This window comes from Archangium primigenium (assembly GCF_016904885.1).
GTDB classification, from domain to species: domain Bacteria; phylum Myxococcota; class Myxococcia; order Myxococcales; family Myxococcaceae; genus Cystobacter; species Cystobacter primigenius.
On record NZ_JADWYI010000001.1, the window covers coordinates 1,040,044 to 1,057,761 of the forward strand.

The following is a 17,718-nucleotide window of genomic DNA, read 5'->3' on the forward strand; positions in this document are numbered from 1 at the left end:
GCCTCTCCTCGTCGACCCTGTGCGCCCGCGTTCGGTGAAGAGCGCGACGCCCTCTTCATGGAGTTCTTCCGGCTCAAGGCGTCTTATCCAGATCGGAAGCGCGGACTGTTGGGGTTGGAGCGGCGGTGGTTGCGAAGGGCGGAGTCCCCGGCCCGGCGGCTCACCGTGCGGCGCATCATCACCAAGACGCTGCTGACCGAGGCCTTCGGTTTCGACATGCCCTGGGCGGAGTTCGGTCGGTGGCTTCGGCGGCTTCAGCACCTGGGCTTTCGAGACCTCGGGATGCGTGTCCACGTGGCCTGTCTCTATGTGCATTCGCTCCACCTCTTCCCCCAGCGGCCCAGGAGGCCTGGGACATGCTGGAGGACGTGGAGCGCGGAGTGCGGCGCCTTCCTCGGGAGCGGCCCCTTCGACACGAACATCTGGAGTCGATCGCACACGCGAGAGCCGTGGCCCGGGTTTCGGCGCCGCGGTGATGTGAGGGGGTTATTGGCTCACCGCCGCGCGGGCTTCGCGCGGTTCTTGAGGAAGTCCACCACGCCGGGCAATTGCTTGCGGTTGAACGCGACGCACAGGCGGAGGGACTCCAGGGCCCGGCGCAGCGCGCGCTCGCCACCCTCGATGCGGGAGACGCGCGGGGCGAGCACGGTCTCGGCCTCGGCGCGCCACCTGTCATCACAGAGCTGGCCCACGAGGAAGATGAGCTGGTTGGCCTCGTCCGAGCGCATCCGGCTGGTGAGCAGGTCGAAGTTCGCCACATAGAAGCGCCAGGCCTTGTCACGCGCCTGGAGGTTGGTCAGGGCGTTCGCCAGGATGCCCACGCTGTCGCGCGGGTCGAACGTGTCCGCCGTCACCAGGGCCAGCGCCCGGTCCACGAGCGCGGGATCCTGGAAGCTCCCCAGGGTCTCCAGCAACTGCTCGCGCTCGGTCGGGTTCTGGGTCTTCTTCGCCTGGTCGAGGAGGGCGTCGAACAGCGCCGCATCCCCGGTGCGCGCCGCGAGCTGGAGCGCCCGGGGTCCCGTCTCCGCGGCCACGCGGCTCCGGTCCGCGAGCCACGCGCGCGCGAGCGTCTGGGCCTCGCGCACCAGCGTGGGCTCCTCGCCCACGAAGGCGGCGCGATCGAGCAGCTCGCCGCGAAACGCCTGGGTGTCATCGCTCTCCCCGGGGCGGGGCAGCCAGCCCAGCTCCCGGGCCCGCGCGCCATAGAGGTCGCGCATCCAGGCGCGGTAGAGCGGTCGGACGTCCTCGGGCAGGGCCTGGAGGGAGAGCCCGGCGAGATAGCTGCCCCGTTGGACGACGAGCCGATCGGCATCCCGCGCGGTGGCGGGCACGAGCCCCCACGTGTCCGCCAGACGCAGGTCCCCTCGGGCCACGCCCGCCTGCACGTCCGCGAGGAAGGTGAGCCGCTCCGGGAGGCTCAGCGCGCCGGGGGGCAGCGCGCCCAGGCGGGAGAGCTGCGCGGCGGTGTAGCCCGAGCGGTAGTAGCCCGCGCCTCCGGCATTGAGCAGCACCCACGCGGGGCAGGAGGTGCCCGGCAGCTCCAGCGCGCCCGTGGCCGTGGACAGCAAGGTGCACGTCCGCTCGGCCCGCCCCTCCGCGCGCACGCACACGGGAACGCTCCAGAGCTGGGGCGCGGGGGCCGTGACGCCCTCGGGCAGGTAGCGCTCCTGGGCGAGCGTCAGCCGAGGGGCCTGGCCTGGCGTGCACTGGAGCTCGGCGGAGACGCGGGGCGCGCCCGGCTGGTCCAGGTAGCCGCGCAGGAAGCGCTCCGCGTCGGGGCCCAGGTCCTTGCCCATGGCGCCCAGGAAGTCCTCGGCGGTGACGCTGCCCCACTCATGCGCGCGCACGTAGTGGCGCAGGGCCTCGCGCAGGGGCGCCTCGCCGACCCAGTCCTCGAGCTGTCCGAGCAGGGACGCGCCCTTGAAGTACGTGGTGGCGTTGTCGAAGGCCCCGTGGATGTCGGCGGGGGTGGCGATGGGCTTGCGCACGGGGGGCGTGGTGGTGCGCGCGTCGATGCCGAGCGCGGCCGAGCGGAGCTGGGATTGGGCCTCCACGCCATGGCGCCACGCCGGGTCGAACTGGTCGGTGAGCTTCCGGTCCAGCCACGACGTGAGCGACTCGTTGAGCCAGGCGTCGTCCCACCAGCGGCAGGTGAGCATGGCGCTGAACCAGTAGTGGCCCAGCTCGTGGATGGCGATGTTCACGTAGCGCTTGCGGCGCTCCAGGGTCTCCTCGCCGGGACGGATGAGGGTGAGGGGCTGGCCGAGCGCGACGAGGCCCGGGTGCTCCATGGTGCCCCAGAAGCGGGGCACCACCGCCACGTCGAGCTTCTCGTAGGGGTAGGGCTGATCGAAGAAGTCCTCGAGCAGGGTGACGATGCGGGGGGTGACCCGGGCGGCGTAGGCCGTCTCGGGGCCCCGGCCGCGCGGCACGATGAAGCGCAGGGGCACGGGCGAGCGGCCCACCCGGCCCGCCTCCACGATGTCGAAGGGGCCCACCATGAAGGCCACGAGGTAGCTGGGCATGGGCCGGCTGTCGGCGAAGGTGACGCGCTTGAGCCCGCCGGGCAGGGGCTCCTCGGACTCGATGGCGTGGTTGGCCAGCGCCACGTGCTCTTGCTTCACGGTGAAGCGCAGGCGCCAGGGCACCTTGAAGCCCGGCTCGTCGAAGCAGGGAAAGGCGCGCCGGGCGTCCACGGGCTCGAAGAACGTATAGAAGGCCGGCTCGCCGTTCTCCGCCACGACGTAGAGCCCCTGGCTGCGCTCGCGGTCCGGCTGCCCCGTGAAGGCGAGCGTGAGCTGGGCGGGCCCCACGGGCAGCTCCTCCGGCAGCAACACGCCGAGCCGGCCCTCGCCGCCGTCCACCGTGCGCGCCTCGAGCACGCGCTCGCCCGTGCGCACGCGCGCCTGGGTGAGGGTGAGGTCCTGGGCGTGCAGCCACAGTTGTTGGGTGGGCGCGCGCACGTCCAGGTCGACGGTGACGGTGCCCGAGTAGGTGGGCTCGCTGGGCAGCAGCGTCAGGTCCAGCAGGTAGCGCACCGGGCGCACCGTGTCGGGCAGGCGCAGCGCCGGGGGCTGGGGCTCGGGCCAGGAGGTCGCGGAAGCCGGGGGGACGGCGGCCGCCTCCGGCGCGTGGGCGCAGCGGAGGGCGGCGAGGGCGAGGACGACCAGCAGGGGCCAGCGCATGGGCGGGACGTTACCCGCCGGGAGACAAAAAAAACGCGCCCGAGTGAGGAAGCCATTGTCCAATCTCGTGCTCTAACCCCTGAGCCATCTTCCGGCGGTGAAGTCGGAAGAGCCGGACTCGAACCGGCGACCTCGAGATCCTATGGGTGCGTGTAGGGCTTCCTCGGCCGGGCGCGACATCCGTGTGAACCGATGCGAGGAAGGACGGAGCGGACGCGCGCGTCCTGACAGCCGATTTTCGCGGGCTATTTCCGCAAGGACGCGCAGGGGTCCTCGCGCTCGGCGGCCGGGGTGAACCAGACGTAGTCGTACGGGAAGGCCTCGTCCGGGGGGGCGCGCAGCGCGTCGGACACCTCCACGAAGGCGAGGCTCGCCACGCGGGCCCCGGGCGCGCGCCGCTGGAGCCACGCGGGCACGCCGCGATCCGTCCGGGCATGGCCCGCGCCGGCGATGAGCACGCCCCCCGCGTCCGGCGCGGTGGCGAGGAGCCGGTCCGCCAGGGTGGCGTCGCGCGCGCGTTGGGCGAGCGCCATGGGCTCGAGCAGGGACTCGGGGAGGTGGCCGCAGTGCGAGGCGCGCATCTCCTCGCGCAGGTCCCGGGCGACGTCCTCCGGTACGGGCGCGTCCAGGCCGAGCTGGCTCCGGGTCTCCGGGGGCAGCGCGTCGGGGCCCTTCTGGACGAGGGCGCGCACCTGGGCGCGGGGCAGGTTGGCGGCGACGAGGGGCAGGCCGCGCTCGAGCGCCACGGCGAACAGGGGCCGGTAGAGGCTCCAGTCCGGCCAGCCGCTGTGGGCCCAGTCCACCGCCTGGGCGAGGGCGTCGGGGTCCGTGGGCGCGCGGGCCCGCGTCTCGTCGACCTGGGCCTGCTGCGACGTGTCGAGCATCTCGAAGGCGAGCGCGGGCCGACGGCCGGAGGCGGTGAGGGCGCGCACGCGCTCGGCCTGGAGCCGGTGGTGGTCCGGGTTGTCGTGCGTCTCGCCGAGCAGCACGTAGCGCGCCGCTCCGAGCGCCGCGTCCACGCTGGCGGCGTCCACGAAGCGCCCGGCCCGCGTGTCCCAGATCTTCCCCACGAGCGGATGCGCGCGGTGCAGCGGCGCGAGCCAGGAGGTGGGCGCGGGGTCGGGCGGGGCGGCGCGGGTCACGGGCGCGGACGGGGCGCAGCCCGCGAGCCCTGACGCGGTCAGACAAAGACAGAGGAGCGGAAGGTGAAAGGCACGCATGGGCTCAGTCCGTCACGCTCCGCGTCGGGGTGCCATGGGGCGGTGCGTCGGGCGCTCACCGGTAGACACCTCCTTGGTCGTCGAAGAAAGACATCGCTGCTCAAACAGATGTCAATCCAAGCATTGGAAATCTCATTTCCTTGTCTTGTGGTGTGACTGTCTTTTTGTTATTCGCTTGCTCCCCTGCTTTCCGAGGAGTCAGGAATGTCGCGGAGCTTCGTGTCGAAGAACGGTCGATTCGCCATGGTGGTGGGTGCGCTGGTGTCCCTGGGCGGCTGTGCGCAGCAGGCCCCGGAGAGCAAGGAGCCAGTGGAGCCGCCGCAGGAGACGGCGATGGGCGCCGCGGATGACGCGCGCGGCTGTGCGACGCGCCGCATGAGCGTCGAGGAGCAGGCCCAGGTGGACGCGGACATCGCCGACCGTCGCTTCGCGATGCGCGCGGCGGGCTCGGTGAACATCCCCGTCTACTTCCACGTGATCAACAAGGGCACGGGCGTGTCCAACGGTGACATCACCTCGACGATGATCGCCAACCAGATGAGCGTGCTCAACGCGGCGTACAAGAACACGCCCTTCTACTTCACGCTGGCGGCCACGGACCGCACCACCAACTCCACCTGGTTCACCGCGCAGCCGGGCTCGTCCGCCGAGAGCGCGATGAAGAAGGCGCTGCGCAAGGGCACCAAGAGCACGCTCAACTTCTACACCAACGGCATGGGCGGCGGTCTGCTCGGCTGGGCGACCTTCCCCTCGGACTACGCGTCCAACCCGCTGATGGACGGCGTGGTGGTGCTGCACAGCTCGCTGCCCGGCGGCTCCTCGGCCCCCTTCAACCTGGGCGACACGGGCACCCACGAGGTCGGCCACTGGGTCGGCCTGTACCACACGTTCCAGGGCGGCTGCACCGGCGGCGACAGCGTGAGCGACACCCCCGCCGAGGCCTCGCCGGCCTCCGGTTGCCCCACGGGCCGCGACACCTGCTCCACCTCGGGCCTGGATCCCATCAACAACTTCATGGACTACAGCGACGACGCCTGCATGAACACGTTCACCGCCGGGCAGATCGCCCGCATGGACGCCGCGGGCCGCTAGTCCTCCGCGCACGTCGGGTGTGTGCCAACGCCGGGCCCCTCTCGTGGGGGTCCGGCGTTGTCGTTTGCGCGCCCGCGCGTCAGGGCACGCGGCGCACCCAGTTCACCCAGTCGCCCAGGTCCCGGTAGCCCAGGCGCGGGTAGAGGCTCGCGCCGTCCGGCGAGGACTGGAGCACGCCGTGGGTGCAACCCCGCGCGCGGGCGTCCTCCTGCAGCGCCTGGACGACCAGGGCCCCGAGCCCCCGGCGGCGTGCGCGCGGATGCGTGGCGACCATGTACAGGCCCGCGCAGCCCGCGTGCTCGAACGACATGGCGCAAGCGAGTGGCTGTCCGCTTTCTCGTGCCAGCACCGCATGCACCCCGGACGCTGGCAGCGGCGCGCGGCGCCAGGTGGCCAGGTAGTCCATGCTCCCGGGCTCGTAGCACCCGGCGTTGAGCGTCAGCAGGGCGTCCAGGTCGTCCGGACGCTCCAGGGTGATGCCCTCGGGCGGACACACGGGCGCGTGCGGCGGGAGCGCGCGGCCCATGGCGCCGATGGCCCCGTGGGGCTGGTAGCCCGCGGCCCCCAGGGCATGCTCGGCGGCGGTGTCACCGGGAGTCACCGCGACGCGCCAGGTGCGCACCCCTCGTGCGAGGTACCACGCCTCCACGTCGGCGAGCGCGGGGGCGAGCGCCTCGGGCCAGGCGTAGAGCACCTGCTGTTGCATCGAGGGGCTTCCCGCCGGAAGTCCCACGGCGAGCACGCCCGGCGCGTCCCAGGCCACGAGTGAACCCGTGCGCCACTGCAGGCGCTTGAGCTCCAGCAGATTGAGGCGCAAGCGCGCGTGGAGTTCAGCGTTCGTCATGTCTTCCGGGCTCGCGGTGCCCGTGCGCTCGCGGGTGGACAGCACGTGGCGGGAAAATACCCGGTGGGCCCAAGGGAAGGGTAGGGTGGGCGTTGCTTGGAGCCCCGCTTCTACGCCTTCGATCCCCGTCCCACGCGCCGCGCGCTGTTCCTGGGCGCGTGCGTGCTCGCCGTTCTCAGCGCCTGGGCCCTGGCCGATGCCCGGACCCTCGGCGATCCGCCCCTGGCCGTGGCCCGGGCGGGTCTCACCGGAGGTCTGATGCTCGCCTTCGTCTTCGCCTGGCATCGCCTGCGTCCCCGGCCCGGCTGGGGCGTGCGGGTCAGTGCCCGCGGCGTGGAGTTGGCGCGGCCCTTCACCGGCACGACGCTGCCCCTGTCCTGGGGGCAGATCGACTGCGTGCGCCGGCTTGGCGGCAAGGGGGACGTGCTGGGGCTCTTCCTGGAAGAGGGCGGCCGGGTGCTCATCACCCGGCACTTGTTCGCCTCGGCGGCCGTCTATTCCGAGCTGGCGACCCTCCTGGAGGAGCGCAAGCCACCGCCCCGGTTGGACGCCTAGGGCCAGCCCCCGTGAAGCAAGGCGTTTCGTGAATGTTTTCGCTGCCTTGCGTGTTCTCCGTTCTCTTGTCCGGGGTACGTTCCAGTGGTACTTCCGGACGTCTCCGTTTCCCGATCTTCCGAAGGACCTTCGCTCATGGAAAACCTCCCCCAGCCCGGCGCCGCCGCACCGGACGCGCCCCGGGATTACGACGCGGGCGCCATCACCAAGCTCGAGGGCCTGGAAGCCGTCCGCAAGCGTCCCGGCATGTACATCGGTGACACCGTCGCCTACGGCCTGCACAAGCTCGTCTACGAGGTCGTGGACAACTCCGTGGACGAGGCCCTGGCCGGCCACTGCACGGAGATCGAGGTCATCATCCACGTGGACGGCTCGCTGTCCGTGCAGGACAACGGCCGCGGCATCCCGGTGGGGCCGCACCCGGACCCCAAGTTCAAGGGCAAGGACACGCTGGAGGTGGTGCTCACGGAGCTGCACGCCGGCAGCAAGTTCGGCAACGGCGCCTACAAGGTCTCCGGCGGTCTGCACGGCGTGGGCGTCACGTGCGTGAACTTCCTGTCCGAGTGGTTCAAGGTCCGCGTGCAGCGCGCGGGCAAGGTGTACGAGCACACCTACGGTCGCGGGGTGCCCCAGCACCCCGTGCAGTGCGTGGGCGAGACGGACAAGCGCGGCACGATGATCGCGTTCAAGCCGGACCCCACCGTCATGGAGATGGTGGACTTCAACTTCGACACGCTCAGCCAGCGCATGCGCGAGCTCGCGTTCCTCAACGCCGGACTGCGCATCATCATCCGCGACATGCGCATCGGCAAGGAGCACGACTTCAAGTTCGAGGGCGGCATCGTCTCCTTCGTCGAGTACATCAACAAGGCCAAGGAGATGCTGCACGACAAGCCCATCCACTTCAGCACCGAGCGCGAGGGCCTGGCGCTCGAGATCGCCATGCAGTGGAACGACGGCTACGACGAGCGCATCTTCACCTTCGCCAACAACATCAACACCCACGAGGGTGGCAGCCACCTGTCCGGCTTCAAGTCGGCCCTCACGCGCACGCTCAACAGCTACGCGGAGAAGAGCGGGGTGTGGAAGGACCTCAAGGAGACGCCCACGGGCGAGGACGCGCGCGAGGGGCTGTCCGCCGTCATCTCCGTGAAGCTGTCCAACCCCCAGTTCGAGGGTCAGACGAAGACGAAGCTGGGCAACAGCGAGGTCAAGGGTCTGGTCGAGCAGATGGTGAACGATCAGCTCGCCACCTTCCTCGAGGAAAACCCCCTCGTCGCCAAGAAGATCGTGATGAAGATTGGCGACGCCACGCGCGCGCGCATCGCGGCGCGCAAGGCGCGCGAGACGGTGCGGCGCAAGGGCATCCTCGATGGCGGCTCGCTGCCGGGCAAGCTCGCCGACTGCCAGAGCCGCAACCCCGAGGAGAGCGAGCTGTACATCGTCGAGGGTGACTCCGCAGGCGGCTCGGCCAAGCAGGGGCGGGACCGGCGCAACCAGGCCATCCTCCCGCTGCGCGGAAAAATCCTGAACGTGGAGAAGGCGCGCTTCGAGAAGATGCTCACCAGCGCGGAGATCGTCACGCTCATCACCGCGCTGGGCACGGGCATCGGGCGCGAGGACTACGACCCCACCAAGGCGCGCTACCACCGCATCATCCTGATGACGGACGCCGACGTGGACGGCAGCCACATCCGCACGCTGCTGCTCACGTTCTTCTACCGGCAGATGCCGGAGCTCATCCAGAACGGCTACCTCTACATCGCCCAGCCGCCGCTCTACAAAGTCACGCGCAACAAGAAGGACATGTACGTGAAGGACCAGCGCGGGCTCGACGAGTACCTCCTGCGCATCGCCTCGGATCACTCGCGGGTGGTGACGGCCGGGGCGGAGCTGGGGGGCCAGGAACTGCGCGTGCTGCTCGAGAAGGTGCTCGCCTACGAGGAGCGGCTGGAGAAGCTGGCCAGCCGCCGCGACGCGCGCGTGGTGGACGCCCTGGTGCAGGGCTGCGCGCTCAACGTGGGCACGCTCTCGGACGAGGCGGCGCTGGGCGAGCAGGTGGAGCGCATGCGCGCCTACCTCAAGCTGCGCATGCCGGACGCGCTGGGCCGGATGGAGACCTCGCTGGTGGAGGATCCCGAGACCCAGACGAAGAAGCTGCTGGTGCGCACGGACGTCAACGGCGGCCTGCGCCAGTCGGTGTTCGACCATGCCTTCCTGTCCTCGCCCGAGTACCAGGAGCTGGTGGGCCTGCGGGACGCCTTCTCCGCCCTGGGCCCCGCGCCCTACCGGGTGAAGGTGGGCGATGAGGAGGTGCGGGCCCTCACGGTGCAGGAGGTGCTGGCCGTGGTGCGCAAGGACGCGCAGAAGGGCCTGGCCATGCAGCGCTACAAGGGTCTGGGCGAGATGAACCCGGAGCAGCTCTGGGACACGACCATGAATCCCACCACCCGCACGCTCTTGCAGGTGCGCGTGGAGGACGCGGTGGAGAGCGACGAGATCTTCTCCCTGCTCATGGGCGAGGCCGTCGAGCCGCGCCGCGAGTTCATCGAGCGCAACGCCCTGGACGTGCAGAACCTGGACATCTGAGCCGCCGCGGCTTCCCGCCGCGCCCTCCGGCCCCTGCTTCCCCCCCCGAGGGGAGGTGGGGGCCGATTCATTTCTCGGACCCCTAAAAGACCAGTGGGCCCGGTGCCATGCTCGGCGCCGCGCCCACTGGCCTTTCCCGTCCTTGTTGAACCCCGACGTCACACGTCGGCGCGGAGCCCTTACGGAAGGAAGCCTTTACAACAGAAGGTTATCCACGCCCTCCGGAGCCTGACTCGCGGTGCGCCGTGCCCGGTTGCTGAGGGGACGACAGCGGAGGGGTGCGGCAGCGGGTTCCCGCGTACCGTTGGCAACGATTCTTCGCCTATTACTGTTTCGAGGTCAACTGTTATGAGGTCAACGCGTCTCGCCACGCAGCGCGGCGGCGCGTTCCTGCTTGGACATCTCGGTCACGTCGACGATGTCCACCTCGAAGGCCCCCTGGTTGTCCTCCAGGCGGGTGTCGGGGAAGGTACACCGCAGGGTGTCCACGCCGGACAGCTGGATGCGCTTGCCGGACTCGAGGAGGCGGGGCGTGCGCCGGGCGGACTGCTGGCTGCCCTCCATGCAGAGCGCATGGTGGATGCGCCCGTTGGCCCCCTCGCCGAGCTGTGCGGCGTCGTCTCGCACGGTGAGCAGGTAGACGGCCTCGGGGTTGAGGCCCCGGAGCACGAACTGGTGCTCGGGCTTGAGCACGAGCGCGTTCTCGGCGGCGGTGAAGGTCAACACCCGGGGGGCCAGCCACTGGCCCTGCTGGAACTTCACCCGCACGGCGCCGCTGTTGTCCGACAGGTCGTCATCCACGGCGAACACGTGCATGCGGCGGATGCCCTTGAAGGTGCGCTTGCCCGCGCCGAGCACTCCGAAGGACTCGTCCGCCGTCACCTGGTCCCCCTCGAGGTAATAGGCCAGGGCGTCCGAGGTTCCGCCCGTTCCCCGGGCGAGGGCGACCCCGCCGTCCGTGGAGACGGTGTAGCTCAGGGTGGGGTTGAGCTCGATGGAGGCCGTGGCGTACTGGCTCAAGGGGAACGCGTTGTACTGGGGGCGCAGCACGAACATGCGCGCGGGGTAGTCCACCGCGTGCAGGGTGGGGGCGAGCGCCGGGCGCGTCAGGGGCGCGAGCTCCGTCAGCGGCTCGGGCTCCGGCGTGGGCGGCGCGGCCTCGGGCGGCGCGGCCGCGGGCGGGGCGGCGGCCAGGGCACCGGAGGCGGGCACGAGCCGCACGCTCAGCTCGGGCTCGGCGCCCGTGGTGGAGCGGGGGATGATGCGCCGGGTGGCCGTCTGGTAGCCGGGCTTGGAGAACTCCAGGGTATAGGTCCGCTTGAGGGCCAGGTCCGCCACCATCAGCGGCGTGAGGTCCGGCAACTCCCGGCCATCGAGCTTCACCGTGGCGCCGCTCGGCTCGGAGCGGATCCACTGGGTGCTCACGTGCGCGGTGTCGGCGGCGCCCGAGCGGGAGGCCGAGACCCGGTGCACGACGATGCCGAGCACCCCCAGGGCGACGAGCGGAACGCTCAGGAGCACCAGCCACTGGTTGCGCTTGTCGGCCTCCACCTCGGCGACGCGCGTCTCGGTCTGCCGCAGGGACTCGCGCAGCTCGGAGGGCGCGGGCAGGGCGGGCGTCTCCACGGGCGTGTCGTGGGGCCGAGGCACCTCGGGCCGGCTGTTGGAGGACACGCGCGGCACGCCCGTGCTCGAGACGGAGCGGCGGCCGGGGGAGGACGGGGACACGGCGCGCATGCCGCCCTGGGTGTTGCTGCGCGGCCGCACCCCGCCGCCCGGCGTGCGCGGCGTCCCGCCCCGGCTGCCCGAGCCGCTGCCGGCGCGACCGCCCTCGCTGCCCGGGACCGGGCTGGGGCCGAGGCCCGGCATGCCCCCCGAGCTCTTCCACTCGGAGAACTGCGCCAGGAAGGCGGGCGTGACCTCCACCCGATGCCCCTCGACGGCCAGGTCCTCGGCGAAGAGGTGGCCGAGCAGCTGCGCCACCAGGTGGGGCGAGAAGCGCGGCCACGAGGAGTAGAGCTGCTCGCGCAGGGCCTCGGAGAAGGCCTGGGCGGTGGGGTAGCGCTCGTCGCGATCGAGCGCCATGGCGGTGCCGAGCACCGCCTCCAGCTCCGGGGTGATGCTGGGGTTGAGCGCGGAGGGCGCGGGGTAGTCCCCCGCGAGCAGCCGGGGCAGCACCGCGGCGAACTCGCCCTCGTAGGGGCGGCGGCCGCACAGCATCTCGTAGAGCACCACGCCCACGGCGAACGTGTCCGAGCGCGCGTCCAGGTCCTGCTCGCCCCGGGCCTGCTCGGTGGAGAAGTACGGGTACTTGCCCTTGAGCGTGCCGGGCGAGGTGCGCGCCTCCACGAAGCTCGTCGCCTTGGCGATGCCGAAGTCGATGACCTTGACCTGGCCCTCGTAGGAGATGAGCACGTTGTCCGGGGACACGTCCCGGTGCACGAGGCCCAGGGGCTCGCCGTCCTCGCCCCGGTGGCGGTGGGCGTAGTCCAGCCCGTCGCAGATCTGCGAGGCGATGTAGAGCGCGAGCGGCACGGGCAGCCCCGGCAGGCCCATGCGCTGCGCGCGGCGCAAGAGCTTGGACAGGGGCTGGCCGTGCACGAACTCCATGGCCAGGAAGTACTGGCCGCCGATCTCCCCGAAGTCGAAGACCTGGGCGATGTTGCCGTGGGTGAGCGCCGCGGCCACGCGCGCCTCGCTGATGAACATCTCCACGAAGGCGGGCTCATCGGCGAAGTGGGGGAGGATCTGCTTGATGACCACCGGCTTGGTCACCCCCGCGGCCCCGCGCATGCGCGCGCGGTAGGTGATCGCCATTCCACCCGCGGCGAGCTTCGCCACCAGTTCGTACCGACCAAACTCCTGGGCTGCGTTGGGGGGGGGCACGTTGCGCGTCGCGTTGTCGAGGGGGGAGACGAGACGCCAGCATACATGGGAGAGGAGGGCGCGGCCATTTCGCTGGGAGTCCAGCCCGGGCGCTCCCCCAGCCCCGCCCCCCGCTACAGGCGGTCGCCGCAGTGCTTGCAGTGGGCGGCGTCCAGGTCGTGGCCCTGGAGGCCACAGCCCGGGCAGGCACGCGGGTCGATGGCCTGGCGGGTCGCCTGGGCGAGCTCCACGGACACGATGCCCGTGGGCACGGCGATGATGCCGTAGCCCATCACCATCAGCACCGAGGCGATGAGCTGCCCGGCGACCGTGTGGGGGGTCAGGTCGCCATAGCCCACGGTGGTCATCGTCACGATGGCCCAGTACATGCCCCGGGGGATGCTGTCGAAGCCGTTGGCCTCGCCCTCCACCTGGTACATCACCGAGCCCATGATGACGACGGTGCTGAGGACCGCGCCCAGGAAGACGACGATCTTCTGCTGGCTGGCGCGCAGGGCCGTGAGCAGCACGTTCGCCTGGCCGAGGAAGCTGGCCAGCTTGAGCACGCGGAAGATGCGCAGCAGCCGCAGCACCCGCACCACCAACAGGGACTGCGTGCCCGGCAGGAGCAGGCCCAGGACCGAGGGCAGGATGGCGACGAAGTCCACCAGTCCGAAGAAGCTCAGGGCGTAGTGCCACGGCCGCCGCACCGACACCAGCCGCAGGAGGTACTCCAGCGTGAACAGGCCGGTGAAGCACCACTCCAGCACGTGCAGGAGCGGGCCGTGGCGCTGCCGGATGTCCGCCACGCTCTCGAGCATCACCGCGACGACGCTGAGCACGATGGCCCAGAGCAGCGCCACGTCGAAGGCCCGGCCCGCGGCCGTATCAGATTCGAAGATGATTTCATGCAGGCGCGCCCGGCGTCCCGTGGGCGGACCCTGCTCGGAAGGAGGCAGTGACACGCGGGCAGTGTAGCGCTCCAGGTCGCCGGGCGGTCTATCCTGCGCGGCGTGATGACACTGCGGCGATTGAGACGGTGGGGAGCCCTGGGCCTGTGTCTCCTGGGCACGGGGGCGGCCCGGGCGTCGACCCCCGAAGGGGGCCCGGGGGGCTCGGATGCGCCCCTCCAGCCCGAGGCGCGGCCTCCCTTCAAGGGGGTGCCCGCGGTCGTGTCGGTGGCGCCGGGCCTGCTGCTGCACGGGCTCGGGTCGCTGACCGCCGGGGACACGGCGCTCGCCGGCCGCCTCTTCCTGCTCCAGGGCTCGGGCCTGGGCCTGCTGGCCGCGGGCGTCATCCCCATCGCCCTGACGGGCGCCTCCCAGCACGTCATCGGTCCGCTGTACGGCCTGGCCATCGCGGGCACGGGGGTCTTCTCCGTGTCCATGCTGTCCAACCTCTACGCGGCCGTGTCCCCCGCCTTCGACCCCGGGGTTCCCGCGCTCCGGCTGCCCCGCCTGGAACTGGAGGCGGGCTACCAGCACATCACCGACCCCTCGTTCTCCTACCGGCACTTCGCGTCCCTGGGGGCGCGGGCCCGCCTGGATCGCGTGCGGCTGGACGCCGGGGTGCGCTGGGCGCCCGGGGTGGACAACGTGCGCGTGGGCGCGGGGGCCGCGTACCGGCTCCTCGGCGCTCCCGAGGGCGCGCGCCTGGGCGCGGAGGGCTCGGCGCTGGACGTGGAGGCCGCCGTCGTCGTGCACCGCTTCCCCCAGGAGGCCTTCACCCTGGGCGGCGGCGAGGTCTTCCTGCGCGGCCGGTACGACCTGGCGCGGCTGGGCGCGCGGCTCGCGGGCTCCTTCGCGGAGATGGGCGGAGGCCTGGCGATCCAGCGCTACGCCTACCCGGACTTCCTCGACGACCGGCTGTCCCAACAACTGCTGTTCACCTTTGGCTTCGGCGTCTACCTGGGACGCGGCGGCCCCTTCCGGGGCGAGGCCCTGCTCTATTACGACCACCGCAAGGACGACTTCGCCGGCGGCATCCGGGGCGGGGCGGGGGTGCCGGGCTTCCTGGGCCTGCGGGCGCGGGCGCTGCTCGTGGGGCCCTGGGGCGCTTCGGTGGAAGCTCAGGCGGGCTCGGCCCTGGTGGGCCGCGTCGCGCTGTTCTACGCGTGGGGAGGCGATTCATGAGGGCCTGGGCATGGGGAGTGGTGGGGCTCGTGGCGCTGGGCGGCTGCATGCGTCCGGCCGAGGAGCGCGCCGTCAAGGACCTGGAGGTGGGCCGGGGCGAGGCCGGGGGCGTGGCCTTCACCGTGGAGGGCGGGCTGGCCGTGGTGCGCCAGGCCCAGGGCGGCGCGCTCACCCTGTGGGGCTCGGCGCCCGCGTTCCACGTGCGCGCGGTGTCCGCCGAGGACGCCCTCACCGTGTGGACGGTGCAGGTGCGCAACGTCATGCCCGACGCGGCGCTCTCGGCCACCGACGCGGGCGGCGCGCCGCTGCTCGTGGAGTCCCTGTCCCCACCGGGTGACCTGTCCACGGTGAAGACCTGGCGGGTGACGCTGCCCGCCGGGGGCGCGGCGCGCTTCACCGTGGCGCCGCCGGGCTGGGACACGGCCGCGCCGTTCCGCTTCGTGGCGCTCGCGGACGTGCAGGAGGCCTTGCCGCGCGTGGGGGACATCTACCGGCGCATCAACGCGGACCCCACGCTGCGCTTCATCTTCTTCTCCGGGGACCTCACCCAGACGGGCACCGTGGAGCAGCTCGAGGAGTTCGAGTCCCGCCTGCTCGAGTCGCGCATCCCCCTGTTCGCCACGCTCGGCAACCACGAGATCATCACCCCGGACCCGCGCTACCAGGACTACTACGGCCGGGGAAACCTGCACTTCACCTTCCAAGGCGCCCACTTCACGATGCTCGACTCGGGCAACGGCTCGTTGGACCCGCTCGCCGTGGAGGCCCTGGACGGCTGGCTCGCCGAGGGCAAGGACAGCGTGCACATCCTCGGCACGCACATCCCCCTGGTGGACCCCATCGGCGTGCGCAACGGCTCCTTCAACAGCCGCAACGAGGCGGCGGCGCTCCTGGGCAAGCTCGCCCGCGGCGGGGTGGACCTCACGATCTACGGCCACCTGCACTCGTATTACGCCTACGGCAACGGAGGCATCCCCGCCTTCATCTCTGGCGGCGGCGGCGCCATCCCCGAGCAACTGGACGGCATCGGCCGGCACTACCTCGCGGTGGAGGTGGACCCCGCCCAGGGCGTGAAGAACGTGGACCTGGTGCGCGTGGACTGAGGCCCCCTGGCCGCCCTCCAGGCGACCGGAGATGTCGGGCGCCCGGGCCTCATGTGGGGGGTGGTTTTGGCGGGGGCGCTCCTGGGGGCCGAGCGGGCGATCGCGGCGCGAGGCCGACAAATCGGCCTCGGGGCGGACCCCCTTGCGCGGCACTGCACATCCGTGCAGATAAAGGGGTATCACGCGGTTCCCGAAGGGGTTGCCCCACCATGTTCGACGCGACGGAAAACGATCCCATCTCCCCCTCCATGCGCACGCTGCTCGAGGTGTTCTCCACCGACCTGTCCGAGGTGAAGTTCCCGGACGTGGACGCGGAAATCCTCGAGGAGGCGGCGGCCAAGGTCCGCGCCCAGGCGGAGGCGGTGGCGCGCGCGCAGGCGGCGCTGGAGGCGGCGCGTCAGGCGCTGGCCGACGGTCAGGACGCGCTCCTGCAGAAGGGCCAGCGGGCGCTGGCGTACGCGCGGGTGTTCGCCGAGGAGGACATCGACCTGAGCATGAAGGTGGAGGCCATCACCCTGCCCAAGCGGGGCGCGCGCTCGGAGGCCGTGACGGAGACGGCGTCCCAGAACGACGACACCTCGCCGCGCCGCCGGGGCCGTCCGCCGAAGTCCCGCCCGAGCGCCCCGCTGTTCGCCGATGGCTCCTCGCCCGAGGCCGCCGCGAGCGCCGAGCCGGCCGCGGCGCCCGCGCCCACCCGTCCTCCGCCCCCGGTGCCCGTGCGCTCGGCCGAGGCGGCCTGAGCGGTACACGCTTCACGCCATCGTGGTCCCCACCGGCCTGGGGCCCCTCGCGGGGCTCCGGGCCGTGGTGTTTCTGGCAGGATGCGCCACTCCAGGGAGGCGTGATGCGCGTTGAAGTGGCCGTGCTCCTGCTGCTGATGACGTCCGGCTGCGCGGCCCGGCGGGTGGTGTGGCTGGACACGGGCCAGGGCCCGCCCCGCACCTACACCCCGGTGGCGTCCACACCGGTCCGGGTGGAGCAAGACGCGTTCGAGTCCGCGGTCGTCGAGCTCGTGCTCGGTCTGCGGTGGGACGTCGGCCTCGCGAGTCCCGGGCGGGACGATCGTCTGTCCCTGCTGGCGGGAGGAGTCGTTGACGGCGTACGGAGCCCGTCCGTGCGCGCCTTCTCTCCGCGCATGTGCGCGCGACGGCTCACGCCGGAAGACTGCCTGGGCCGGTTGTCGAGCGAGGGGGCGCGCATGCCCATGGGCCGACAGGGGCTGGCACTCGCCTTCGCCTTCGACACGGTGTGGACGGGCGTCGGCGCGGCGGTGGGGGAGTTGGCGGACCCGGAGGCGCTGCGAGCCCTGGTGGTGTCCCTGGTGGGCACCGCGCTCGTCATGCTGGTGGCGCCCGAGCCCATCACCAAGCTCATCGCGATTGGCCTGACGGCCTCGCTCATCGCGTACCTGGGGACGGGACCGGTGTGGAACCTGGGCCAGGGCTTCCTGCGACTGCGGGAGGACGCACGGACGGCCCGAAGCGTGGGCGCGCTGGAGGATGCCGGGCACCGCGTTGGACAGGTGCTTGGTGAGAATGGCGCGCGGGTGGTGGTGCTCGTGGCGTTGACGGCGCTCGGGGGCAAGAGCGCCCTGGCGGCCCAGGGGCCACGGCTACCGGGCTTCGCCCAGGCCGCCGCGCGAGCGCGGACCGAGGCGGGTCTGGAGTTGTCAGGAGCGCTGGCGGGAGAGGTGCGCGCGCTCGCCCTGCCCGCGGCGGGGGTGTTGAACGTGGTGCTCGCTCCCACGGCCGTCGCGGCGGTGGCGATGGGCCCGGGCAGCGCCATTCAAGGAGACCCCGAGGGGACCGTCCACCACATCTGTACGGACAAGAACGAGGTGTCGGAGGCCTCGGGGGGCCCGTGGACGCCCATCTTCGAGGAGTACTTCGAACAGGCGGGACTGAGCCTGGGTGACAGCGCGAACATGGTGCGCATCAAAGGGCACAGGGGACCGCATCCAGCCGAATACCATCAAGAAGTGCTCCGGCGTATCGATGGAGCCACACGCGGATGTCGAGGCGTTGCGCAATGTCGGTCTGAATTGCTGAAGGAATTGGCGAAGATCGCGCGAGAACTCACGACCGCGGGCACCCGATTGCGAGCGCTCATCACGAGAAACCCCGATGCATGAGG

General features: G+C 71.5%; 12 protein-coding genes. 7 read left to right on the forward strand and 5 right to left on the reverse strand.

From position 1 onward, the window contains the following. Positions 1–494 precede the first annotated feature (494 nt). Positions 495–3,185 carry a M1 family metallopeptidase gene (locus I3V78_RS04500; protein ID WP_204485079.1) on the reverse strand — a complete coding sequence of 897 codons (2,691 nt, stop codon included), beginning with the start codon at positions 3,183–3,185 and terminating at the stop codon, positions 495–497. 245 nt (positions 3,186–3,430) lie between these two features. Then, the gene (locus I3V78_RS04505; RefSeq protein ID WP_204485080.1) at positions 3,431–4,405 is read right to left on the reverse strand and encodes a ChaN family lipoprotein; all 975 of its coding nucleotides are present in this window, start codon (positions 4,403–4,405) and stop codon (positions 3,431–3,433) included. A 204-nt stretch (positions 4,406–4,609) separates the two neighbouring features. On the opposite strand from I3V78_RS04505, the gene I3V78_RS04510 reads away from it, so the two are divergent. Then, positions 4,610–5,497 (forward strand): zinc metalloprotease, encoded by an 888-nt coding sequence (locus tag I3V78_RS04510; RefSeq protein WP_239576293.1) that lies wholly within the window; start codon positions 4,610–4,612, stop codon positions 5,495–5,497. 79 nt (positions 5,498–5,576) lie between these two features. Here the strand turns inward: I3V78_RS04510 and I3V78_RS04515 are convergent, their stop codons facing one another. Beyond that, the gene (locus I3V78_RS04515) at positions 5,577–6,341 is read right to left on the reverse strand and encodes a GNAT family N-acetyltransferase (RefSeq protein ID WP_204485081.1); all 765 of its coding nucleotides are present in this window, start codon (positions 6,339–6,341) and stop codon (positions 5,577–5,579) included. Between the two features lie 96 nt (positions 6,342–6,437). Between I3V78_RS04515 and I3V78_RS04520 the strand changes: the two genes are divergently transcribed. Next, positions 6,438–6,896 carry a hypothetical protein gene (locus I3V78_RS04520; RefSeq protein ID WP_204485082.1) on the forward strand — a complete coding sequence of 153 codons (459 nt, stop codon included), beginning with the start codon at positions 6,438–6,440 and terminating at the stop codon, positions 6,894–6,896. A 135-nt stretch (positions 6,897–7,031) separates the two neighbouring features. Further along, entirely contained in the window at positions 7,032–9,485 is a 2,454-nt protein-coding gene (gene gyrB, locus I3V78_RS04525) for a DNA topoisomerase (ATP-hydrolyzing) subunit B (protein WP_204485083.1), read from the forward strand. 354 nt (positions 9,486–9,839) lie between these two features. On the opposite strand, the gene I3V78_RS04530 is transcribed toward gyrB, so the two are convergent. Beyond that, positions 9,840–12,326 carry a protein kinase domain-containing protein gene (locus I3V78_RS04530; protein ID WP_204485084.1) on the reverse strand — a complete coding sequence of 829 codons (2,487 nt, stop codon included), beginning with the start codon at positions 12,324–12,326 and terminating at the stop codon, positions 9,840–9,842. A 158-nt stretch (positions 12,327–12,484) separates the two neighbouring features. Next, positions 12,485–13,315 (reverse strand): ion transporter, encoded by an 831-nt coding sequence (locus I3V78_RS04535; RefSeq protein WP_338023469.1) that lies wholly within the window; start codon positions 13,313–13,315, stop codon positions 12,485–12,487. A 66-nt stretch (positions 13,316–13,381) separates the two neighbouring features. Between I3V78_RS04535 and I3V78_RS04540 the strand changes: the two genes are divergently transcribed. The 4 genes from I3V78_RS04540 (at position 13,382) to I3V78_RS04555 (ending at position 17,716) form a co-directional block, all read left to right on the forward strand. Continuing rightward, positions 13,382–14,482: a hypothetical protein gene (locus tag I3V78_RS04540; protein ID WP_239576294.1), complete on the forward strand. Its 1,101-nt coding sequence runs from the start codon at positions 13,382–13,384 to the stop codon at positions 14,480–14,482. Then, positions 14,479–15,585 (forward strand): metallophosphoesterase family protein, encoded by a 1,107-nt coding sequence (locus I3V78_RS04545; RefSeq protein ID WP_239576295.1) that lies wholly within the window; start codon positions 14,479–14,481, stop codon positions 15,583–15,585. The genes I3V78_RS04540 and I3V78_RS04545 overlap by 4 nt, the downstream gene beginning before the upstream one ends. A gap of 209 nt (positions 15,586–15,794) precedes the next feature. Next, the gene (locus I3V78_RS04550) at positions 15,795–16,325 is read left to right on the forward strand and encodes a hypothetical protein (RefSeq protein ID WP_204485086.1); all 531 of its coding nucleotides are present in this window, start codon (positions 15,795–15,797) and stop codon (positions 16,323–16,325) included. 104 nt (positions 16,326–16,429) lie between these two features. Beyond that, positions 16,430–17,716, forward strand: a complete 1,287-nt coding sequence (locus I3V78_RS04555; protein WP_204485087.1) for an AHH domain-containing protein — start codon at positions 16,430–16,432, stop codon at positions 17,714–17,716. The last annotated feature ends 2 nt before the right edge of the window (positions 17,717–17,718 follow it).